20 protein-coding genes and 1 tRNA gene are annotated in these 21286 nt (G+C 46.3%); 11 read left to right on the forward strand and 10 right to left on the reverse strand.

The window, feature by feature from the left end; translation table 11 throughout:
* Window positions 1-247 precede the first annotated feature (247 nt).
* The 4 genes from AACV78_RS22325 to AACV78_RS22340 all read right to left on the reverse strand — a co-directional run bounded on the left by AACV78_RS22325 (window position 248) and on the right by AACV78_RS22340 (window position 4169).
* Window positions 248-916 carry a hypothetical protein gene (locus AACV78_RS22325; protein WP_194009507.1) on the reverse strand — a complete coding sequence of 223 codons (669 nt, stop codon included), beginning with the start codon at window positions 914-916 and terminating at the stop codon, window positions 248-250.
* A 23-nt stretch (window positions 917-939) separates the two neighbouring features.
* A complete protein-coding gene (locus AACV78_RS22330; RefSeq protein WP_194009506.1) occupies window positions 940-1890 on the reverse strand; it encodes a PIN domain-containing protein in 951 nt (316 codons plus the stop codon).
* A 236-nt stretch (window positions 1891-2126) separates the two neighbouring features.
* Window positions 2127-3653 (reverse strand): site-2 protease family protein, encoded by a 1527-nt coding sequence (locus AACV78_RS22335; RefSeq protein ID WP_228042402.1) that lies wholly within the window; start codon window positions 3651-3653, stop codon window positions 2127-2129.
* Between the two features lie 442 nt (window positions 3654-4095).
* Window positions 4096-4169 (reverse strand) — tRNA-Arg (locus AACV78_RS22340).
* Between the two features lie 86 nt (window positions 4170-4255).
* Between AACV78_RS22340 and AACV78_RS22345 the strand changes: the two genes are divergently transcribed.
* The 6 genes from AACV78_RS22345 to AACV78_RS22370 all read left to right on the forward strand — a co-directional run bounded on the left by AACV78_RS22345 (window position 4256) and on the right by AACV78_RS22370 (window position 8227).
* A complete protein-coding gene (locus tag AACV78_RS22345) occupies window positions 4256-4384 on the forward strand; it encodes a hypothetical protein (protein WP_255512940.1) in 129 nt (42 codons plus the stop codon).
* A gap of 91 nt (window positions 4385-4475) precedes the next feature.
* Entirely contained in the window at window positions 4476-4664 is a 189-nt protein-coding gene (locus AACV78_RS22350) for a hypothetical protein (protein WP_194009504.1), read from the forward strand.
* A gap of 163 nt (window positions 4665-4827) precedes the next feature.
* Entirely contained in the window at window positions 4828-5502 is a 675-nt protein-coding gene (locus tag AACV78_RS22355) for an Npun_F0813 family protein (protein WP_194009503.1), read from the forward strand.
* 554 nt (window positions 5503-6056) lie between these two features.
* A complete protein-coding gene (locus AACV78_RS22360; RefSeq protein WP_194009502.1) occupies window positions 6057-7112 on the forward strand; it encodes a hypothetical protein in 1056 nt (351 codons plus the stop codon).
* A 15-nt stretch (window positions 7113-7127) separates the two neighbouring features.
* On the forward strand, window positions 7128-7271 hold the full coding sequence (locus tag AACV78_RS22365) for a hypothetical protein (RefSeq protein WP_194009501.1): 144 nt from the start codon (window positions 7128-7130) through the stop codon (window positions 7269-7271).
* A complete protein-coding gene (locus AACV78_RS22370) occupies window positions 7268-8227 on the forward strand; it encodes a hypothetical protein (RefSeq protein WP_194009500.1) in 960 nt (319 codons plus the stop codon). Before AACV78_RS22365 ends, AACV78_RS22370 begins: the two co-directional genes overlap by 4 nt.
* Window positions 8228-8244: 17 nt before the next feature.
* Here the strand turns inward: AACV78_RS22370 and AACV78_RS22375 are convergent, their stop codons facing one another.
* Both AACV78_RS22375 and AACV78_RS22380 read right to left on the reverse strand, forming a co-directional pair.
* A complete protein-coding gene (locus tag AACV78_RS22375) occupies window positions 8245-8520 on the reverse strand; it encodes a lipopolysaccharide assembly protein LapA domain-containing protein (RefSeq protein WP_194009499.1) in 276 nt (91 codons plus the stop codon).
* Window positions 8521-9194: 674 nt separating this feature from the next.
* A complete protein-coding gene (locus tag AACV78_RS22380; protein WP_194009498.1) occupies window positions 9195-10625 on the reverse strand; it encodes a phosphoglucomutase/phosphomannomutase family protein in 1431 nt (476 codons plus the stop codon).
* Between the two features lie 1206 nt (window positions 10626-11831).
* On the opposite strand from AACV78_RS22380, the gene AACV78_RS22385 reads away from it, so the two are divergent.
* Window positions 11832-13022: a hypothetical protein gene (locus AACV78_RS22385; RefSeq protein ID WP_228042397.1), complete on the forward strand. Its 1191-nt coding sequence runs from the start codon at window positions 11832-11834 to the stop codon at window positions 13020-13022.
* Between the two features lie 76 nt (window positions 13023-13098).
* Here the strand turns inward: AACV78_RS22385 and AACV78_RS22390 are convergent, their stop codons facing one another.
* On the reverse strand, window positions 13099-13491 hold the full coding sequence (locus AACV78_RS22390) for a DUF423 domain-containing protein (protein ID WP_194009497.1): 393 nt from the start codon (window positions 13489-13491) through the stop codon (window positions 13099-13101).
* A 54-nt stretch (window positions 13492-13545) separates the two neighbouring features.
* Here AACV78_RS22390 and AACV78_RS22395 point away from each other — a divergent pair, with 54 nt between their 5' ends.
* On the forward strand, window positions 13546-13719 hold the full coding sequence (locus AACV78_RS22395) for a hypothetical protein (protein WP_194009496.1): 174 nt from the start codon (window positions 13546-13548) through the stop codon (window positions 13717-13719).
* A 129-nt stretch (window positions 13720-13848) separates the two neighbouring features.
* Here AACV78_RS22395 and bchM read toward each other — a convergent pair whose 3' ends face one another.
* Together bchM and nagA are read right to left on the reverse strand one after the other, a co-directional pair.
* Window positions 13849-14535 (reverse strand): magnesium protoporphyrin IX methyltransferase, encoded by a 687-nt coding sequence (bchM, locus tag AACV78_RS22400; protein ID WP_194009495.1) that lies wholly within the window; start codon window positions 14533-14535, stop codon window positions 13849-13851.
* A gap of 350 nt (window positions 14536-14885) precedes the next feature.
* Window positions 14886-16115 carry an N-acetylglucosamine-6-phosphate deacetylase gene (gene nagA / locus AACV78_RS22405; protein ID WP_194009494.1) on the reverse strand — a complete coding sequence of 410 codons (1230 nt, stop codon included), beginning with the start codon at window positions 16113-16115 and terminating at the stop codon, window positions 14886-14888.
* A 345-nt stretch (window positions 16116-16460) separates the two neighbouring features.
* On the opposite strand from nagA, the gene purE reads away from it, so the two are divergent.
* From purE to AACV78_RS22420, 3 genes are all read left to right on the forward strand, one after another.
* Window positions 16461-16988 (forward strand): 5-(carboxyamino)imidazole ribonucleotide mutase, encoded by a 528-nt coding sequence (purE, locus tag AACV78_RS22410; RefSeq protein ID WP_194009493.1) that lies wholly within the window; start codon window positions 16461-16463, stop codon window positions 16986-16988.
* Window positions 16989-17064: 76 nt separating this feature from the next.
* Window positions 17065-18663: an ammonium transporter gene (locus AACV78_RS22415; protein WP_194009492.1), complete on the forward strand. Its 1599-nt coding sequence runs from the start codon at window positions 17065-17067 to the stop codon at window positions 18661-18663.
* 990 nt (window positions 18664-19653) lie between these two features.
* Window positions 19654-20568, forward strand: a complete 915-nt coding sequence (locus AACV78_RS22420) for an SGNH/GDSL hydrolase family protein (protein WP_228042399.1) — start codon at window positions 19654-19656, stop codon at window positions 20566-20568.
* A gap of 347 nt (window positions 20569-20915) precedes the next feature.
* On the opposite strand, the gene AACV78_RS22425 is transcribed toward AACV78_RS22420, so the two are convergent.
* A complete protein-coding gene (locus AACV78_RS22425; RefSeq protein ID WP_194009491.1) occupies window positions 20916-21053 on the reverse strand; it encodes a hypothetical protein in 138 nt (45 codons plus the stop codon).
* Between the last annotated feature and the right edge of the window lie 233 nt (window positions 21054-21286).

The raw sequence follows: 21286 nt of genomic DNA on the forward strand, positions 1-21286 counted from the left end.
AATATCTCCGTACTTGACATTTTGGGAGATACTAATGAGAATTCTTTGAGATGCACGCTAACTTGCTCTCCTTTTTTGGATACAATACCTAATTTACCACGGTTTGAGCCTTAACTGAACCGTATTGTATGACAGTTAACTGTTGACAGTTAAAATTATTCCGGTGTTACCGGAATTGATCTGACACACTAGGGCGGGTGAAACCAAGTTTTTCAGCGTTGTTAAAGATTAAGAGCTCATATTTGTTTCAACTCTCAACTGTTGAAGGTTTCTGTTCGTTAGCAGCCTGGATATCCTGCCACCAAACATAGACATAAGGCCATATCAATGTCTCATCATCTAGCTTCACTGTCACCTCATAACGGTTAATTTGCGTAAGTTCCCCAGTTCTGCCATTCAAATACAATTGTTTGGGATTGTCGGTGATAATTTCTACTTTTTGATTCAACAGCGGCTGCATCTGGGTAGAAGAACCATGAAACGGATTTTTGCCTTTGAGCACATAGCCGCCAATCACAGATAAGTACATTGAAGCCATAAAAAATACCGTCAATAAACCCACCATTAACAGAGTTTTTTGTTGCGACAAATTGGTATAAAAGCTGGCAACTCCTAGTATCATAGTTCCGAAAAACAAACAACTTGGCAGTACCAGCCCATCTCCCAGAAACACGATACCAAAAAATATCAGTACGAGCTGACAAGCAAATAATGCAGCCACCCAACTCCACCCAGCTAGCAACGATGAAGACAGCAGCCAATTCATTGCTACAATCAGGACGATCGCCATTGCCACAATCCAAACCGGTGGCGTATCATACTGTGTGAAGGGAAGAAGCACAAAAAACACTAAAGCATAGGCACAACTCGCAACAATATAGGCAAATTGACCAATTATTTCGTTCCTGTTCAACATTGTTAAAAGAGTGGCACTGTCGATTACTTAGGGTCGATAGACTTAACAAATTGTTGCACGGGCTGCGGTAGAGCGGGCACAAAAGTTTTTCTAAAACCCTTAACATCAAATACTCGCCACAAAATACCCACCGCCACCGTCAAGAAAAATAACGCTCCCAAAAAATTGAACGCACCAGACAAAAAACTGCTATTTCTTTTTTTCGGTGGCGTAATATTTTTCATCCGATATACAGCCGGCTCGTAATCTCTAGACTCCTCGCGAATGCGCGGCGGCTTTTTGGCGCGCGGAGTCGCACTGCGATTTCCAGTGAAACCCGTGTGATTAGTTTTAGTAGAAGTGATCGGCGAATTCAACTCAGAAGTGCCGCGCATCCCCGTGAACTTGCTAGCAGAAGTCCCGGTTTTACCGACAGCAGCATCCTGAATTCTGCTGTTAGAGCGCTGAGTCGATTGGCGATCGGCGAGGGTACGCATCAAACTTTGCAATTGCTGAGTCACCGCCGGCGGGCGTTCCCCTTTCCTCGCCCAATTTAACAGCATCGCCCCAGTAATCCCGCAGAGATTCCCAGCCCCGACAGAAGCCAGCCGCTTCAGTAGAGGCTGGCTGTTTGACACAAAAATCAACAAAGCCTCCGGGTGTTCCTGAGCCAAACCGTAAACGCACTGAGCCGTCGCCACCACGAGCATTGCTTGCTTGCTTTGATTTTTGATCGAAGGTTCAAGACCTCGGTGCGTCTCTTGAGCGTCAGTTGCAATCCAGCCGCTTTCGGCAAAAAAGCGCATAAATTCCTTAGCGATTTGTTCGATAGCCGGTTCCACCGCTTCGCCGGTAAGACGATCTATTTCGTCGTACACTACTTCCGGGATATAGCAAGTTCCCACCTTGGCATATTCTTGCCACACTTGGGTTCTGCCAGCCATCAAAACATCTGCATCAAAAGTTACCAATATAGGAGGAAGTTGATTAGCCATGACTTTATCCTAGATGTTCAGATAAGTTATTTAAACTCGATCGAGTTTAAACAAATTTTGGGTTGTTCAAAAATCTACTTTCGGTAAAAAATAAATTGCTAGGGGCCGCGCCCTTAATTGGAAATTAGTAGTTAGGAATACCGTCGCCTTCAGTTCCCCAGTTCGATCGCCCAATTCCTAGATTTGACTAATTTACTGCAACGCCAGAGTCTGCTACCAAAGAGCGGCGGCTGCTGTTAGTTCCCGATTCCCAAACGGCCGGCCAAAGCCGGAGTCAAGGGTAAAAGCGCAGCAATCATCAAAAACAAAGCTAGCAAACCCAAAGCCGCGCGAGCGTCATCAGGCTCAGTCAGTTCGTTGAGGCTCGGCCGCTCCAGATTCCGCTGTAAAATCAGAATCACTATCGCCCAATATAGAGCCAAGGGATTAACTAAAGAAGCGATCGCCAGCACTACAAACGTCGCCAAAGTCGCGCGACTGGCAATTTTGCGGCCGTAGATTGCTTGTATAATTCTACCCCCATCCAACTGTCCTGCAGGCATCAGATTAAGCGCCACGATTACCAAGCCCAACCAACCGATAACTACCAGCGGGTGAACGTCAACAATCGGCTGCAGCAAAGCCGAACCCAACACCACTTTTGCCAAAGCCCCCACCAAAACCGAGCCCTTGAAATATTCTGCAGGAATTTGAAACAAACTGCCGGGGTGAGAAAGCAGCAAACCTGTAATCAGCATTAGGAGAGAAACTATTCCGCCAGCCGCCGATCCGGCAAAAGCGATATCAAACAAAACTTTACGGTTGGGAAGCAGCGACTCAAAACGTTCGATCGCCCCAAAAGAACCAATCTGCAAAGTTGGTATAAAAAACGGCCAACTCAAGCCAACATTGTATTGATTTGCTACCACTCGGCGAGCAATTTCTCCCGAGCCTAAAACCGCCCAAATTCCCGCCGCCACTGGCAGAACTTCTAGATATCGATGCGGCGAACCAAAGAAATCGAAACCTAGCAGCAAACCGCCAGTTTCCAAGCTGGTAGCAATTGTTGCCAGCACCAGTACGACTGCTAGGATTTTTTGAGATAGGGTAGTTGGCTGCGGGTCATTTGTGCTTGGCAAGATAATAACTACCGGCTTTTCGTCCTGATTGTCTACTAAAAATAGGCGGTAGCGATCGTTTAATCTTGCTTGCAAACTTGCGGTCAAACGCGAGTGTACTTGTTCGGGGTCTCCCCGGAGATTGCCTTTCAAGATTACTCCATCTTGATAGGGAATTGTTTCTGTGGCAAAAAAAGTATCAATGCCAAAAATGCCTTGAATTGCCTTGAGGTCTTCAACAGGAACGGGAATTATTTCTACTTCATTGGTTCCTGGTGGCGAGGTGGCGGTTTTAATCGTTTCTTTGGCTGATGTCGGCTGCGAGTCGGGGGGCGAGAAACCATCGGTTTGGGGTTTTTCTTGGGCAGTATCGCGCGACTTTAGCACTGCATCCAAGGCAGCCTGACGCAATTGCCGGCCCAGATAAATGTATAATCCTGTGGATGCCACCAGTAGCAACAATACTGCCACTAGATTGAGGTAAATCCCGGCGGCGAACAAACCAAAGAACAGCAGCCAAGGAGTCATCAGCGCCACTGACTGCAACCAAGCCAAAATTCCTAGTTTTCCTTGATCTCTGGCGCGATAAAATCCCCAACCCAGAATTCCCACAGAAAGCAATAAGAGTGCAATTGTTGCCGTATTGTCCGATGCAATTAGTGGCATTCCGGTTGCTTGGGCTAATAGGGGCTTTAATCGATCGATCGCGGTGTCGTAGGGCAATAGCATTAAATCTTGGGGAATATACAATATATTTGCTGGGATCATTATCCAAACCTGTCGGAAACTAGCCTGAACTAAGGATAACTCTTGAGGGCTACTCGGCCCACAACAGCGGTCGCTGTTTTAACTTTGCCAGCGACAGGCTATTGACACGATGGTCTTTTTATGATAATACACCGACGGCGACCAACAGATGCGGAGATGAGTAGTGTCGATCGAGAAGCGGGAAAATCGGTAGCAGTTGGGCCGGCGGGACTTTTTTACAGATTTGACTTAGTGCGGGATGACCGAATTCGGAACAAATGCAGGACAAACAAGGTTTGAACCAGTCTCGCCATTCAAATCAAAAACGGCTCAAAGCGTTGATGTTATTGGGTTTTATTAACGGGTACGGCAGGACTTGAACCTGCGGCTCGCTGCTTAGAAGGCAGCTACTCTATCCAACTGAGTTACGCACCCAACTCAAAAATTGCTAACAACATTATTGTATCGGTGCAGTGTGCGATCGAGCAAGTAAATATCTGATAATTTATCCAGAAATCTGTTTGAACTACGAAAATAGGGCATCAAGGGCGATCGCCCTTGATGTCAAAAACCGAGACGATAGGAGCGATCGTATTACCAAAAAACCATATCTAGTCTCTGGATTTGAGTCACAAGTCGATCCTCAGTGACTAACTTGTCGCTCATGAGCGATGTTTGGTAACATTCGGCTCAACTTGATATTTGATCAAAATGTGGTAGAACTAGGAGTGAAAGACTCAGGTGCAAATCCCTGATGGTACGGAGCCAATATATAAGGTTCCTCTACGACATCAAAGCAAAATAGTCGATCGCCCGATCGGTACGATCGCGAAAATCAAGCGTTGCCAGTACAGCATTCCCTGGTGCGCGGGGAATTTTTTCCTTAGTGCATTAGTTGAAACGCCAGGGTTGAGAAACAATCTCAACTGAGAAATTTGTTAGCATTAGTTAGCAAAAAAGGATCGCAACGCTTGAGGAGGGCAATCCTGCTAATGTAAGTGGACTCATTAAATCAAGAATCCCCAAACCTAAAGGCTAGGGGAACGTCACAAGCACAGCACCTCGGCCATGACAGGAGTCAAATCGCAGTGTCATGTTTATTCTGAAACGGCAGGACGTTGAAATAACCAATTATCAACATCCAAAACGGGATCAACAAATTCCCATTCTCAATTATCAGGGGCAGACTTTTCGCCTGATCAGCGCCTTCAACGGCAAACAAGCAGAAGACGCCAGAGCCTTGTGGCGGGACTTAACCGACAATCGAGGCAAAGCCTGCGTTCTGCTAGAAGAGCCGGATAGGTATAGCGTCTGGGGAAAAGTCCGTTTAGATCAGCTTGCGGGTGAAGAACAAGCAGGTACAGAATCTGCATCATCACCGCTGTTCGCGCAGGGTTGCCTGCTGCTGCTCCAAGCTGTTTACTTCGATGTAGAAGACCTCTTAGGCGCAAGGCAAGCCGCATCGTTTCAGAAAGATATCGCCAAGATATTTCAGCAGGGCAACTTCCCCCAGGCAGACTCGGCTGATGCGATCAAAAATTGGCTGACCGTTAGTCCCTTGCAAAATCATAAGGTGCCCCCTTGGCAAGAGCAACATCTCAAAACCTTATTGCAAGAACTCCACCGTTTGGGCAAATCATATTTTGGCGATACGGGCTTCGCTGAGGGAGTGAACGATGTACTGCAAGATATGCCAGCACCGGATCGCACTCAATTTTTAGATTGGCTGAAACAATCAGCCCTCAACAAGTTATGGATTGCAGCATAAACAATCTTTGACAATTGCTCAGACAATTGGCAGCAGATAATTAAGCTGAGATAATTGCACTGTAGGGGCTACGGGATATACAGGTGGGAATGCCAACTTGTACGAACAACCAAATTGTTGAGTCGGTTTTGGTGCCACCTACAGTCTAGCAATTTAACTAAATTTCGATCGCAGTCCCCACCCACAATCATCGCTCTGATTGGGGTAGTGCGAAACAAAAAAAACAGAGACAGCAACATTTGAGGGTATGATTTCAGAGATGGATTTGGTACTGTAAAAGCCTTAATGGTGAAGACACAGACCTTACTTCTATCATTTATTATTATTTCCGGACAAAAGATCGACTAACAACTAATTCCTCGAATTAGTAAATAGATATTATTCTTGCTTAGTCTTTCTCTTAGTGTACGAGGGCAAAAGTCCCGACGGCACGCTGAGGACGCCAGTTTTTCCGGGAGCGTCAGACAAAGGTTATTTGGCGAAAGAATCCTCATCTACAATCACAAATTGAGATGGGGTGGGTTCAACCGCTAGTTAGGTTTCGTGAAATCCCTATGAGTAGCACTTCAGAAAAGTCATCTACATCTGCATCTTTACTGTCAGCTCAGACCCTAGTAATTGTGGGCATTGTCTGGGCTGTAATGGCACTGCTGTTCTTTTTGCTGTTCAGCGTTCCCCTCTCACCAGAAGAGGGCTTACCTCTTTGGTACTCGATCGGCACCTATGTTTTTGAATGCGGAGCATACCTAGGAGCAGCTTTAGTTTGTTTTAGAAACTGGCAAAGCCCGCACATGGTCAGCGGGCGCAACGTTTGGCTGGGCATTGGTCTAGGGATGCTCTTCTATTTTATAGGCGGCGTGCTGTTCGGGATTTGGGAACTCTATTTCGAGTTAAACCCGGACGTTTCCCCAGCCGATGCCTTTTATTTGGGCAGTTACGTGCTACTGATTGGGGGCATGGTTGCCGCCGTGACTTCAAAGCGGCTAAATTTAGAAATTTGGCAGTGGGGTTTGTTAGCAGGAATTGCAGCCTTCGGAATTGCCGTAGCTATCTGGGTTGCGGCACCAGACTCTTGGAGAGCGCAGCTAGGAATGGCTCCGCCACCGAGTCTAGAAATATTGACAGAAACCGATCCAGCAACCCAACCAACAGCCTCCGCCCCTGCTTTGGATTCGTCCAAGTCAAAGACAAAAGGAGCGGCTGCGGCGGCTGCTGTAGAGGCACCGGAAGAAGCAGTAGAACCAACTAAAGCTCCAGCATGGGTTGTAGCACTTGACAAAATACTGTCGCCTTACGCCTATGCAATCAATTTGTTTTACATCGTCGGAGACGTTTTCCTGCTGATTATCGCTACTGCACTGCTGCTGGCGTTTTGGGGAGGACGTTTTTCGCAATCTTGGCGAATGATTGCGGCTGCAACTTTTTCGCTTTACGTCGCAGATATGTACTTTAAATGGCGCGACACTCAAGCTGAGGGTACTTATCAAAGCGGTAGTTTGCTGGAAGTATTTTTTGTTTTCAGCGCCATCCTGTTCGGAATAGGAGCTATCTTGGAACATGACATCTCAACCCGTTCTCGCCAGAGCAGGCGGAGTCGCCGCGCTGCGTAGCGATTGGAGACTGGGATGTCCGAAACAAGAGATGGGGAGGCGAAAGCTTTTTTACGCTGGCCGGCCTCTCTCAACTTCAAATCACAAATGAAAAATCACAGTTCGCCGATCGCACTTCCTGCGTTTTTTCACATTTTTTTGCTGGAAAACTTGGCATGACGCCTACAAAACTCTCCGATTCAGACAAACGGGAACTCCTGCGGCTGTACCGACAGTCGGACGAGAATACTATCACTCTAGCAAAGCGCTACGGAGTAAGTAGTTCGACAGTCAGGCGCATCATTCAGGGCGCTTTGTCGGAGTCGGAATACGAATTTCTAGTCCAGCAAAAACAAAAGCGTTCCTCCACCAGCAGCACAGTTTCTGAGCCGAAAGATGAGACTGCATCCCCGGCTGCTGAGGGCGAAACCGATCCTGCAGGTGTCCCCCTGTCGGAGTCAGTCCCTGTCCCGAAATCAGCCTCAAATTCGAGGCCGACCCCGACAAAGCGTTCTTTATCAAATGCCCAGTCGGATTTGGTTTCGGCTTTGCCAGATACTACTTTATCAACCGATGTCGATCGCAGCGACAGCGCTGCTGTGACTGGGGAACAGCAGCCTGTGCTGTTAGAAGCAGAAAAGGTGGCGGGTGAAGATTTTAGCGATTTCGAGGAAGATGAGGACGACGAGGATGAGGACGATTTAGATGATGACGACGGGGACGATTTAGACGACTTCGACGAAGATTTAGAGGATGAAGATTCCCTGTTTGAAGCCAGCCTGCTGGGTTCGATGTCGGGGGATTCGATCGAGTTTCGGGCTACTGGAGTGATTCAAGTTTTGCCTTTAAGCGAAGCATCTGTACCCCAAATTTGCTATTTAGTAGTCGATCGGGCGTCCGAGTTAATCACTAGACCTCTGAAAGCTTTTGGCGAACTCGGTCAAATTCCGGCGATCGAAATTCGCGAAAAAACCCTGCCAGTATTTGACAATCACCGAGTAGCGCGCCGATTTGCCACTCGCAATCAAAGAGTTTTCAAGATTCCTGACGGTAGACTGCTGCAAAAAGCTGCGCCTTACCTGCTAGCTAAGGGAATTACTCGGCTGTTGATTGACGGTCAGGTGTATTCAATCTAAGCATTCAACAAATTAACTTAATATTCTGCCGTGTCGGAGTCCTGTGAATTTGCCTGAAAGTTGGAACGCGAACCGGGCGAATCTGAAAGGTTCCACAGCGGTTGCAGCAGCGCACCGCCGATCAGTCCTGCACTAATACTCGTCGCCAATACTAATCCTACGGGCATTTGTATGGATTTAAAAAAGATAAAGTTTAAGGATACTGGGGCGGCGTTCTGTACTGAGATTATGCCGATCGCGCTGGCTAAAATTGCCACTAAAAAACTAATGGCTAGCAGAGGAATTGTTTTCATAAAAGGCTTGACAAGCTAATAATTTAACTGATATACTTTTTGTATAATAGAAATCTGTGTAAAAATATTATTTTTGCAACCATCCCATTATTAAATAATATACAACTAAATTTGATAAAAAGTCAAGTAGATACTAAAAAAAATTAGGTTTTTTTAAGTTTTTTGAAAAATAAAAACAAACTTTGACAAGTCGGACTGTATTGCAATTATAGAACCCATTTGATATTTATAGCGGTTCTCACGCATTGTGAGGTATGCCCGGTTTGGCCTATGCCCGGTTTGGCCACGGAGGCCACGGAGGCCTATCCCGGATAGTACCTCATACCAGAGCACAGAAAGGCTATATTCTGCGTAAATCTCAGAAACCGGGTTTCTGTCTATATTTCTCGTCACCCAACCAAAAACTCCAAGAAACCCGGTTTCTCGCCCGCGTAAATCCACCCAACCTAAAAACTCAAAGATGTCAAATGGGTTCTATATAACTTGCAAAGCAGTATCGATGATTAATTTTAGTTGTTTTAATAGGGTGCGTCAGTTGTAAAATTTTGGCTAAACACAGATCGGATGATTGCTGACGCACCCTACGGACTCAAGTTGTAGATAAGGTGCGCGCTGCGCGCACCATACAATCTCAAGACCTAGGGAAAAAACCCCGCATTGGAAGAGGTGGAAAATTAAGCAGGTTCTAACTGGGAAATTACCTGTTCCATGTATTGGGCAACTTTGGCTTCTTTTTCCACAGAATTGGTTTCCATGTAAACGCGCATCAAAGGTTCGGTTCCCGAAGGCCGCAGCAGTACCCAACCGCCGTCTTCTAGATAAAGTTTAATGCCGTCTTTGCGGCCGATTTCCTTAACGCCAATACCCGCTATTTCCGTGGGGGGATTTTTGGTAAAAGAATCCAAAACGGCTGCTTTGTGGGCTTCGTCTAGGTGCAAGTCCAAGCGTTTGTTGTACAGGGGGCCGTCGGCTTCTTTGATGGCTTCTTCGACTAGCTGAGAAAGCGGTTTGCCTTCGTAGGCGATCGCCTCAGCAACTAGCATATCAGCCAAAATCCCGTCTTTTTCGGGGATGTGACCCAAAACGCTCAAACCGCCAGACTCTTCGCCTCCGATTAGTACCGCAGTTTCCCGCATTTTTTCGCCGATGTATTTAAAACCGACTGCGGTTTCGTAGATTTTCAAACCGTATTTGGCGGCCATATTGTCGAGCAAGTGGGTAGTTGCTACGGTACGGACGATCGCCCCAGTCAAGCCTTTATTCTTAACCAAGTGGCGGCCCAACAGCAACAGCACAGTGTTGGGAGTCAAGACATTTCCTAACTCATCAACAATACCAAAGCGATCGGCATCGCCATCGGTGGCCAAACCTAAATCAGCCGAATCCTTTTTAACAGATTCCACCAACTCGACTAACTGTTCGCCCTTGGGTTCGGGCATTCCGCCACCAAACAGCACGTCGCGGTAGGTGTGAAAACTTTCGACATCACAGCCGCAGTGTTCCAAAACTTCGTCGAGATAACCGCGAGAAGTCGAATAGAGAGCGTCGTACTTGACCTTTAACTTAGCAGAGCGAATCCGCTCCACATCGATCGAGGCATAAAGAAACTTCAGATATTCGGGTTTCGGATCGAAAGTGGAGATTTTATCGTTGTGGCTACCGATTGCTGGCGCATCAGAAGCACCAGCAATATTTGCCACAATTGTATCGGTAATTTCTGGGGTAGCCGGGCCGGCGTAGTCGGGGATGTATTTGATGCCGCAGTAAGGTGCGGGATTGTGCGATGCGGTGAACATCAAAGCGCCTGCGGAGTTTAGATGCTTGGCGCTGTAGGCGATGACTGGTGTCGGACAATCTCGATCGACCACAAGCACAGTCCATCCCAAATCTGCCAATATTTCCGCCGACGTGCGAGCGAACTCGTCTGCCAAAAAGCGGGTATCGTAGGAGACTAGAACTGGGCGGTCTTTGGTGTAAGCGGTTTCGAGGTAACTGGCGATCGCCCTAGTCACTTTTCGCACGTTGGCAAAAGTAAAGTCACGGGCAATCAATCCTCGCCACCCATCGGTTCCGAACTTAATTTCTGTTGAATTGCTGGCGCTCATTTTATCACTTCCTCTCGTCCTACTAATCCTACCCGAAGGCATAGCTTTAAAGACGTAGTGGCCGCGGTCTTTTTGAGGTGTGCCGAAGCGATCGCCAGCAAGAATCCCCGCGCCAAGCCCAATTAACCCGATCCTATCCTTGTGTGGGCCAGATCCGACTTTTGGCAGATGACTCGAAGCAGCTAGAGTTGGTACAATCTGATATTGGGCGGGCTAGTTTATCTAAATTCTGGTTTTGAAAGCTGGTTGGGCGATCGAACAGACAGAGAAAAATTGCGGGCGATTCATCAAAAAACCCGGAATCAATTAGTCCGAGGGCGATCGCGAACTGTCACATAAATTTTACTATCATCATAAATTTAATTATTTATTTATAAAAGCCTCTCCTGGAATGTGTTACTGTTTTCTCACAATCGCAAGGCTAAAAATAAAGTTCTTGCTTCACCGAAGGAAATAAATCAATCAAAGTTATTGTTAGATTGTAATGTAGGGTAGATTCTTCGAGAAAGCAGGGATCGACAAAAATAAGCAAAAACAAAGAATAAAAATTTAAATCAGCAGTTTTTTTGAGATCAACTAAACTTTAATTGTCAGCTTTTAAGACAAGTTGAATTTATTTTCAGCCTTTTTTACAACAAAAAATGGGTTAAAGCATCCCCCTTTTCAGCAAACAGTTCACAGCAAACAGTTGACAGTTCTAGAAAAAAATTAAGGTATATAGCGGTTATCAAAAAAGTGAGGTATGCTTTTAGGCCCGATGCCCGATGCTTTTAGGCCCGATGCCGCATAGTACCTCCTATGAGAGCTTCAAAGGCTATAGCAGTTATATCTTTCATAGGAGGTATCCCTCAGTTGAACAATTTCTCAATCCCCTAATCCCCTAATCTCCTAATCTAAAATAGACTGATGAGGTATCCCTCAATTGATTAATTTCTCAATCCCAAAATCCCCCAATCTAAACCCTAAGATCTAAAATTCTTACTGAGCGACTTGCACACCCGCGTCTTTGGAACCCGCGAAGTCGAAGCAAGTCTAAGTAAGCTGAAGTATCTAAAATAGATTGATTCCTCACCACGCTTGAAAAAGGCTATGAAGATCGCCGTCTACCTGTGATCCAGCGCACAATCAATAGCGCTATTAACGTGCAATCTATAAAAGATGCAGGCAATCAAGCTAAATAGCTTACTGTTTTAAGCACAATGGCGGATGACTTTTAGCCTCAAAATGGAGAAGATTGTAGTTAACAACTGTAAAAATCAGGAAATCGATCGGGTGCGAATTTATCAAAAAACGAGGTTTATCATGACAAGTATTTCACCAGTATATTTGAAGTCTTTACCAGCAACCGACGAGATTCAACAGAGCGACAGTTTTGTAACACGGGGTATAAATGAATCTGACATTAAAAAAAATTCCGAGGCGGGGGGTGTTAACGTTTCTTCCTTAGCAGTTAGCTGGGCAAAAAAATATTACAATACAGTCGAAGCACGAGAAAACCAAGCATCGCGGCAAATTCCCCACAGCCCGCAGTCAAATAATTTTGATGAAAATCGAGCCCAAATTGTTGACAAATTGATAGATACCCTGAAAGTAGCTAGCGAGATAGCTTGGAATAAAGTAGAAGCTGTTTTAGGGGGACAAATAGAGCAGCAGGCGATCGATGCGAGCTTAATCGATCGTGAAGAAATTGTGGCCGACACTCGCGCTTTATATCGCAAAGCAATAGAGGCTTACGGCGATAGAGAACCAGCTTCTCGTTTGTCAGTGCTGGTGGGAAAAGATATTGTCAAAGTGAGGCGGAAATACTCACAGAGAGATTCCTTAGTGCTGGGATTTGTGACGTTGGAGTTTCAATATACTAGCAAAATCTTGTTAGGATGTCTTTCGGAGTCAGAGCGATCGGAATTTACACCCTACTTAAAAGTTGTAGATGACTACCTGCACAGTCCCTACGGAGAGATTAACGAGGCTGCAGCGAATCAGCCACCGAATTCAAAAGCTATCTTAGCGGTTCAGCATTTGTTGCAGCACGCGACTCAGATTGCTAGTGCAGTGTACGATCGAGCTAGTTCCCAGCATCAAGGATACCGCAGCAGCAGCGGTTATTTGAGCGATCGCGATGTAAAAATTTCTAGTATGCGGGATGTCGAAATTTTTCAAAGCTATTTGTGTTGGTGCGTTTTGGAAGAAAGCATTAGCCCGGTACAGCAAGAATTGTTTCCAATGTGCGTGATGCTTTACCCAAAACTTCATGTAAGTTGGGAGTTAGTGCAGGATATGCTGCTGATTTTGTTTTGGGAAATATCCGATCGGCTTCCTGCTGAAGATTTAATCGTATTTTTACCTTATTTGCGGACTGTGACAGAGATGTTTTCCAGCGATGTCTTTGATAATTAGTCCGTTATTAGTTGGCAGTTGTTAGTGGCAGTTGGTTGTTGGTTGTTGGCAGTTATTGTCAAAATTTAGCAACAGCTTATTTGAAAGAGAAAGCTGCGACGGCCAAACATCCCCAACCGACAAGAAAAGCAACTCCGCCCAGCGGCGTAATAGCACCCAGCCATTTGATGTCAGTCAAACTCAGGGCGTACAAACTTCCTGAAAAAACGATCGTGCCGGCAATAAAAGCCCATCCAGCCACTGCAAAAAAGGTTTGAGACTCTGGGGCGCGGCTTAATAGTAAAGCTACGAGCAATAGAGCTAGGGCGTGGTACATTTGATATCGGGCTGCAGTTTCAAAAATTGCTAAAGCTCGATCGCCCAATTGACTTTTCAAAGCGTGGGAGGCAAAGGCACCGGCTCCAACGGATAAACCTCCGAATAGGGAGGCGGCTGTGAGGAAGATTCGGGTTAAGATTAGTGATGACATAAAGAAGGAAGTTCGGCAACGGATTTTGTAACGGATGTAACGGATGTAAGTCCGATGGAAGAAGGAAGAAGGAAGAAGGAAGAAGGAAGTTCGGCAACGGATTATGTAACGGATGTAACGGATGTAACGGATGTAACGGATGTAAGTCCGTCGGAAGAGGGAAGATGGAAGATGGAAGAAGGAAATAACCTCTATTTAGGGTTGCACGGCGAACCTTACCCTTATTAGTAATTGCGAGGTTGAAGGTAGAGAGAATAAGGAAGAAGGTAGAGGAAAAAAGCTAATTTTTGATATCTAAGGTGCGGGGCGCGCACCCTACGTATATGAAAAATTCGCTTTTTAACGGATGCTTTTGCCCTATTTGCGAACTGCTTCCAGCAACCTAGAATAGTAAAAATTAGTGCTAGTCATGGCTGTTCTGTTAATAACAAATCCATTGCTTTCTAGAATTTTGATAATATCTGCTTCGCGGTGCTGGTAAGCTCGGGTAGTTTTGCTTGGCCCTGGGAAAAGTTCGCCAAATTTTTTGAGGGCGGTAAGTGCTAAGGTTTTGGGAGCAAAACTGAGAATAAGTCGCGATTGGGCGATCGAGCTTAGGTGAGCGATCATTTCCGCGGCTTTATTTTGAGGATAGTGGATCAGCACGTCCAGACAAATAACCGTGTGAAATTGGCCGGTTAAGGCTTCTAAATCTTGGGTTGCGAAGGATATGTTGTAGAGCTTGCCGGGAACTGCTGTCGATCGATCGTAGGCTTCTGCTACCATCTTTTCAGAGAGATCGCTAGCGCAAACAATTGCCCCAGCCTCAGCTAGGGGAATGCTCAGAGATCCGACACCGCAGCCCGCATCGCAGACAGCCAGCCCCCGCAAATTGCCGTCAGCTTGCAGCCATTCGATGACTGTATCTACGGTTTTCTGGTGCCCGGTGCGGATGTCAAGCTGCACTTTGTTGACTTTGCCGTCGCCGTAAATTCGCTGCCAGCGATCGAATCCCGTCGAGTTAAAATACTGTCTAACTATAGTCTTGTCGTCTACCAAATTCATCGATCTGCCTGCTGCTGAGTTATTGCCAACGGTTTGATATTATAGCAGAAGTCATTAGTAATTAGTCATCAGTCATCAGTCCTTAGTCCTTAGTCCTTAGTAATTAGTCATCAGTCATCAGTCATTAGCCATCAGGAAGAAGAAAGAGGTTCGAGGCAAGAGGTTCGAGGCAAGAGGTTCGAGGCAAGAAGCAATCAAACGCAAGCATTTCAGCTATTTAGAACGTCCTAATTGTCTGGCGCGATTGGTATTGTATAGCACTCAGGCTGGGACAACGCGCCAGCAAGTTAGAGCAATTAACTTTGAGATGGGATACTTCCAATTGTGGATAAAAATTTAAAATCTAAAATCTAAAATAGTCTGTGCCAAGTTAATTCTTTTGTCGCTGCATTCAAATTCCAGCGCAACAGTTGAGCAGCAGGTTGGCCGATAATTCCCGAAAGTCCGATCGCCTTTCTGGGAGATTCAGTTGCTAGGGCGATCGCACTTTCTGGCTCGCAAATCCCCCACTTCACCAAATTCTGCACTCCCGCCAACAGCGGCAGAGTTGTACCTGCCAAAGTAGCAGATTCCAGGGGCGTGTGGTAATCCAATCTTACCCAAGCCGTACCTTTTCTGACTTCAATTTGTCGGGAATCCCAAGGATAAACACCTTCCGGCAAACCCAAAGGAGCTAAAGCATCGCTGACCAAAAAAATGCCTTTTTCGTAGCCGCCTGCGCGCAGTAAAAAATCGATCATTGTGGGAGAAACGTGCTTTCCGTCAGCAATTAAACCGCATTTTGCGCCCGGATAAACGATCGCTGCGCCCAACAAACCCGGCTCTCGGTGATGCAAACTCGGCATCGCATTAAAAGCGTGAGTTACCATTGAAGCACCGCTGGCAAATGCTTGCTGCGCTTGCTCTGCCGTTGCTTGGGAGTGTCCGAGACTGACGGTAATTCCCAAACTTTGCAAGTAGGGAATGACTTCGCCCGTGCTGTCTAATTCAGGTGCTAAAGTAATTATTTTGACAACTTCAGCACAATCTCCTAAAACTTGTTTGACATTTTCTATAGTTAGCGGTAGTAAAAACTCAACTGGGTGAGCTCCTCGCTTCTGCGGGTTGAGAAAAGGGCCTTCGAGGTGAACGCCTATAATTTCCGATATTTTTGTATTATTTGTTGTTAGATCAGCGTTTTTTGCACTGCGGATATAATCAGCTACCGTCGAGAGCGATCGCCTAAACTTTTTCAGCGAAGTTGTTACCAAAGTAGGCAAAAAACCATCAACTCCCTGATGCCATAAAAATTGACAAATTTTAGGTAAAATTTCAATTTCTTTGTTTTCTAAATCGGGAAAAGCAAAACCGAGAGCTCCGTTAATTTGCAAGTCAACACCGCCCAGGGAAATCCAATCGCCTGCTGCATCAACAACTTGCAAATCTGGAGGACAAATCCGTTTAAATACTGCATCCATCGGACAAACTTCTTGAATTATGCCCGCTTCGTCAACAGCAATCATTTGCAACTCCTTGTTACCGGGAATGCGAGCATTGAGAATATTGATGGGGGAGGCAGTTGGGGTTGTGACTTCAGTCATCCGATTTTAGATTTTAGATTGTATATTTTAGATTTTAGTAGATTTTAGATTTTAGATATTTCGGCTTCGTACTGCAAGTGTGAGTTTTCAGATTTTAGATACTTGCATCCGATTTTAGATTTTAGATTGTATATTTTAGATCCTTCGGCTTCGTTTTACAAGTTTGAGATTTGTTCGCCTCGATCTGGGGGCTGGTGATGAGGATGCGAAGCTTTTTGCTTGCTGCATTCTTGGCTTGTGACTAAATTGCTCTCCTGCATCAGTTTGGCTACAAAATATCTAAATTTTAGTTAACGCCATAATTTTAAATTACCATTAATCTGAAATCTCATATCTGAACATTGCATGAATGAACCGATAGTTGGAATTATTATGGGCAGCGATTCGGATTTGCCTACCATGTCTGATGCGATCGCCATTTGCGAAGAATTCAACATACCTTGCTCTGTGGCGATCGTCTCGGCCCACCGCACTCCCCTACGCATGGTAGAGTACGCCCAAACCGCTCACCAACGGGGCTTGAAAGTCATTATCGCAGGTGCTGGGGGAGCGGCACATCTGCCGGGAATGGTAGCATCTTTAACTCCTTTGCCAGTGATTGGCGTGCCGGTACCGAGCCGCCACCTGCAAGGGGTAGATTCGCTGTACTCGATCGTGCAAATGCCAGCCGGGATACCGGTGGCAACAGTAGCGATCGGCAATGCTAAAAATGCCGGCTTGCTGGCAGTTCAAATATTAGCAGTTTCTCAGCCAGAATTGCTAGATCGAGTCCTCGCATACCGCAAAAACTTGTCCGAATCTGTAATGAATAAACAAAATCAGCTAGAAAATATAGGTTGTCAGAACTATCTCAATCTGAACAATAATCTATAAACTTCTGTAGTAGAATTGGAAAGTTTTCGGGTTCTTACCGATCGGAACAGTTATAAAAAGGGCGAAAATGATCAAAATGACTGTCGGGAAAAAAAAATCGAAACAATTCAGGCGGGAGTCTTTAGATTTACCAGCGAAATCTTTTACAAAAGTTAACAGGTTCCAGAAATTACAAAGAGCGATCGCCCGCCTGAACCCGAGTTGGCAAGCCTCCATACCATTAGCTGCAATTATCGTCTTCATGTGGGGATATGCCGCAGTAGCCCAAACGCCTGCCGCCCCAACCACCGAGGAACAATTGGCCAGCCTCAAAGTAGGCATGGATACCATGTGGGTAATGGTGACTGGAATGCTAGTGTTCTTTATGAACGCGGGTTTCGGTATGTTGGAAACCGGTTTTTGCCGTCAAAAAAATGCGGTTAACGTGCTGTCCAAAAACTTGATTGTTTTTGCACTGTCAACGATCGCATTTTGGGCGATCGGCTTTGCGTTAATGTTCAGCAACGGCAACGGTTTTATCGGTAGCAGCGGCGGATTTTTCCTGTGGAATGTGGCTGACAACAGCCCCGCCACAGGAGATGCTTATCAAGGCATCTTCACCGCCTTAAACTGGACGGGAGTGCCCCTCAACGCTAAATTCTTTTTCCAATTAGTTTTTGCGGGAACTGCTGCCACAATCGTTTCAGGGGCAGTTGCAGAGCGAATTAAATTCCTGGAATTTTTAATTTTCTGCTTGCTGTTAGTAGGCATTGCTTACCCGATTACCGGACACTGGATTTGGGGCGGCGGCTGGCTGGCAACAGCAGGATTTTGGGATTTTGCCGGTTCGACGGTGGTTCACTCGGTAGGCGGTTGGGCTGCTTTGATGGGAGCAGCATTTCTCGGGCCGCGGATGGGCAGGTATCGCGACGGCGATACTGTAGCAATGCCGGGACACAACATGAGTATCGCGACTCTAGGCTGTTTGATTCTGTGGTTGGGTTGGTTCGGGTTCAATCCCGGTTCGACAATGGCACTCGATCCAAACGCCATCTCCCACATCGCCATCACCACCAATACCGCCGGTGCCTTCGGGGGAGTTGCTGCCACGATTACAGCTTGGTTGTACCTGGGCAAACCCGACCTTTCGATGATTATCAACGGTATCCTCGCCGGCTTAGTAGGAGTAACAGCCAGTTGCGCTTGGGTCAACGTCCCAAACTCTGCCATTATTGGCACGATCGCCGGCATCCTGGTAGTTTTCTCCGTAACTTTCTTCGACAACTTGAAAGTAGACGATCCTGTAGGGGCAACTTCAGTTCACTTAGTCTGCGGTATTTGGGGAACTCTGGCAGTTGGTTTGTTTGCTGACGGGCCGGCAACAGGTCTTTATACCGCAGGCCCCACAGCCGGATTGCTGGTGGGCGGAGGTTTCGGTCAACTGTGGGCGCAGTTGGTGGGCGTTATCTCTGTAGGCGGGATGACCGTGTTGCTGAGCACGATTTTTTGGGTGGCACTAAGAGCTTTGCTGGGTATCCGCGTTTCTCCTGCTGAGGAGGCTGAAGGTTTGGATATCGGCGAACACGGGATGGAAGCTTACACTGGTTTTGTGAAGGAAACTAGCTTGGAAAACAGAAGTGAGAGCGTCTACGACAGGTATGCTGGAGGCTCTGGCGGGAGGACTACTAAACTTTAGAGCACCCCTTGACGAGGGTGCGCTCGATCGACTTTCTTCAGCTTTCTGGCCCTAGATCGGCAATTTTTAAGTTAATCTAGGGCTTGATTCCCCGAAAAACCCAATCTAAAATAGCCACCGCCTGCGGATGCAAGCCCGGATTCCTCTCGATCCTTTTAATCCGAGTCGATCGTTCTGGCGTTGCTTGGCCAACCCTTGCAATTACGTTCGCAAACCAAGTTGGTGCTTAAGAGCCAGTTAAAAAAAATGCTACATGGAGTAAATTATTCTATAATCTAAAATCTAAAATCTAAAATCTAAAATTGTCGAATTTGTGTGCCAGAAAGTTGGGCAGCCAGATTTTTCATCAGAAAACTGGGTTTAAAACCCCGTCCCTTCAGCAAGCTCATGGCAAGCCTTTGAGGACGGCTTTTAATACTGGAAAACTTTTTCAGGCTTGACAGTATTTTCCCTAAGTCTAGTAAACTATAGTTTAGATACAGGTAGAATAACCGCTAGCACCAATGGGCGAGAATCCAAAAGGACTGGCTAGAAAACAATAATATCTCGTGGGTAGCGAACACCACAAAAACATAGCTAGGGTAGCCACCGCGCACCCATATAAGAAAAGTCAAAAACTTAGTAGTTTAGATGTACAAGGGCATACGGAAACTTGGGAAGTGATTCCTTAACGCTTGGGGAGACAAGCCCTCTGGGGCTATTCACATTAGACTCGCAACTTCGTTCGATCGGACAGGTTTTTGGTTTAAATGTTGCCGAAAGGATGGATAGTTTAAAGGTGTGTCAGTGAACCAAGAATCCCCGCGCGTTCACGCGCCCGGAGTGTCAAGATCAAGTAGTATGAAAAAGCAAAGTTCTGCATCGCCCTCGCCCCCTCCCACATTACAGTGCTTGATTCTTACCAGAACTGAGGCGAAAATCGAGCGGTAAAATGTGATGCAGCAATTAGTGCTAATGATTCAGTGTGGTGTCTGCAAATAGCTTGAGTTTATGGAGAAGTTTGGAGGAGTTAGCAAAAGTAGAACTCATAAATCCCTCTTAGGGATGGAGGTTAGGCGATCGAAAAAAATGCCGGTTTGGGCTTTCTTATCTCTGGTGACAAACGCGCTACTAATAGCCGCGATCGCTCAAATGCTCGCCAGGGGGCACAACTTTACAGAAAGCTCTACGGAGAGTGCTGCGGTTGCAGGAGGCACTGAGGAACTAATTCGCTCTGTGACGGCGACAAACTCTGCAAAGACATTGCTAGACGTACCCGTTCCGGGACAGCGACACAAATGGACTTACCAGGAGTGGGTGATGCAGTTGGGCCGGGAAGCTGAGGCGGTGGCGGCGAATCGACCCCCAAAACTCAGTGTTTTGGCTGGGGATTCTTTGAGTATGTGGTTTCCAGCAAAGATGTTGCCGCCCGATCGCATTTGGCTCAATCAAGGGATTTCGGGGGAGACTTCCGTGGGTTTGCTCAAGCGCTTGCAGTTGTTAGATCGCACGGCACCCGATACGGTGTTTGTCATGATCGGGATTAACGATTTGCTGCGGGGCGCCACCGACGAAGGGATTTTGGACAATCAGCGGCAGATTATTCGCGATTTGCGGTGGGCTCACCCGAAAGCACAAGTGGTGGTGCAGTCGATTTTGCCGCACAGCGGGGAACAAGCAACTTGGGAAAATCGCGATCGGCTGCTGGCGATTCCTAACAGTCGGATTCGCTCCATCAATCGGCGGCTCAAGGAAATTGCTAGTTCTGAAAATGTTTTGTATCTCGATTTGCAGCCGCTGTTTGCGGATGCTGACGGCAATTTACCAATCGAACTGAGTACAGACGGCTTGCACCTTAACGATCGGGGTTATCTGGTTTGGCGATCGGGCCTGCAAATGTTTGCTCAGATGCAGTTAAAACATTAGTCAATAGTCAATAGTCAGTAGTTAATAGTCAGTAGTCAATAGTCATTTTAGCCTGAGCGAAGCCGAAGGCTAGTCATTAGTGCTGTCCCTCCGAGCGAACGTTATCAGTTAGGGCTAAAAAAGTCCACAAATCGAATCTAGGTGCCAAACAGCTTGAAAAATGGGAGATTCGGAGATGAATCCCCAAATTTACTCCACAATTTTCCACCGAAATGCAAGGATTTTGAGCCAACAAAGGTCATAACGAGAGCACTTTTTTGTGTTTAAAAGTCTTGAAACCTTTGGCAGTCATAACTTCTAGTTCTATTCAGCAAGCCCTAGGCATCACTCGTAGTCGTCACTCCTAGTCAGCAGTGAGAAAGATCGAGGATCAATTCATATTCTCCCGAACTCTTCCCCTCTTTATCCGATCGCGATTTGTCCTGAGCATCGTAGCCGAAGGAAGCCTTTATAGCTTTCTTCCCCTGTCCCGTTTCCGCTTCCACGGGTTATGTCAAATACCGGGAAATATATTTAAGAAATCCAATTTTTGAAATGTCTAGTATACGTTGATACAGAATAATAGTTTCTACAAATGGTGCAATCCAAAAGGCATAGGCTATTAGATTGATAGTTGACCAATTTAGATCGATCCAGTTGTGTGAAGTCGGGCGGTTGAGGACTAGGGAATTATCTATTGAAGATTGGTTCCGCTCAAACAGGGACTTAAAACCAAATA

Source organism: Tychonema sp. LEGE 07196 (assembly GCF_963890365.1).
Lineage (GTDB): Bacteria > Cyanobacteriota > Cyanobacteriia > Cyanobacteriales > Microcoleaceae > Microcoleus.

Bases quoted from the DNA above. Each gene is read 5' to 3' on its own strand.
- AACV78_RS22325 (WP_194009507.1), bottom strand. From the start codon at position 916: ATGTTGAACAGGAACGAAATAATTGGTCAATTTGCCTATATTGTTGCG.
- AACV78_RS22330 (WP_194009506.1), bottom strand. From the start codon at position 1,890: ATGGCTAATCAACTTCCTCCTATATTGGTAACTTTTGATGCAGATGTT.
- AACV78_RS22335 (WP_228042402.1), bottom strand. From the start codon at position 3,653: ATGCCACTAATTGCATCGGACAATACGGCAACAATTGCACTCTTATTG.
- AACV78_RS22355 (WP_194009503.1), top strand. From the start codon at position 4,828: ATGTTTATTCTGAAACGGCAGGACGTTGAAATAACCAATTATCAACAT.
- AACV78_RS22360 (WP_194009502.1), top strand. From the start codon at position 6,057: ATGAGTAGCACTTCAGAAAAGTCATCTACATCTGCATCTTTACTGTCA.
- AACV78_RS22365 (WP_194009501.1), top strand. From the start codon at position 7,128: ATGTCCGAAACAAGAGATGGGGAGGCGAAAGCTTTTTTACGCTGGCCG.
- AACV78_RS22370 (WP_194009500.1), top strand. From the start codon at position 7,268: ATGACGCCTACAAAACTCTCCGATTCAGACAAACGGGAACTCCTGCGG.
- AACV78_RS22375 (WP_194009499.1), bottom strand. From the start codon at position 8,520: ATGAAAACAATTCCTCTGCTAGCCATTAGTTTTTTAGTGGCAATTTTA.
- AACV78_RS22380 (WP_194009498.1), bottom strand. From the start codon at position 10,625: ATGAGCGCCAGCAATTCAACAGAAATTAAGTTCGGAACCGATGGGTGG.
- AACV78_RS22385 (WP_228042397.1), top strand. From the start codon at position 11,832: ATGACTTTTAGCCTCAAAATGGAGAAGATTGTAGTTAACAACTGTAAA.
- AACV78_RS22390 (WP_194009497.1), bottom strand. From the start codon at position 13,491: ATGTCATCACTAATCTTAACCCGAATCTTCCTCACAGCCGCCTCCCTA.
- AACV78_RS22395 (WP_194009496.1), top strand. From the start codon at position 13,546: ATGGAAGAAGGAAGAAGGAAGAAGGAAGAAGGAAGTTCGGCAACGGAT.
- bchM (WP_194009495.1), bottom strand. From the start codon at position 14,535: ATGAATTTGGTAGACGACAAGACTATAGTTAGACAGTATTTTAACTCG.
- nagA (WP_194009494.1), bottom strand. From the start codon at position 16,115: ATGACTGAAGTCACAACCCCAACTGCCTCCCCCATCAATATTCTCAAT.
- purE (WP_194009493.1), top strand. From the start codon at position 16,461: ATGAATGAACCGATAGTTGGAATTATTATGGGCAGCGATTCGGATTTG.
- AACV78_RS22415 (WP_194009492.1), top strand. From the start codon at position 17,065: ATGACTGTCGGGAAAAAAAAATCGAAACAATTCAGGCGGGAGTCTTTA.
- AACV78_RS22420 (WP_228042399.1), top strand. From the start codon at position 19,654: ATGGAGAAGTTTGGAGGAGTTAGCAAAAGTAGAACTCATAAATCCCTC.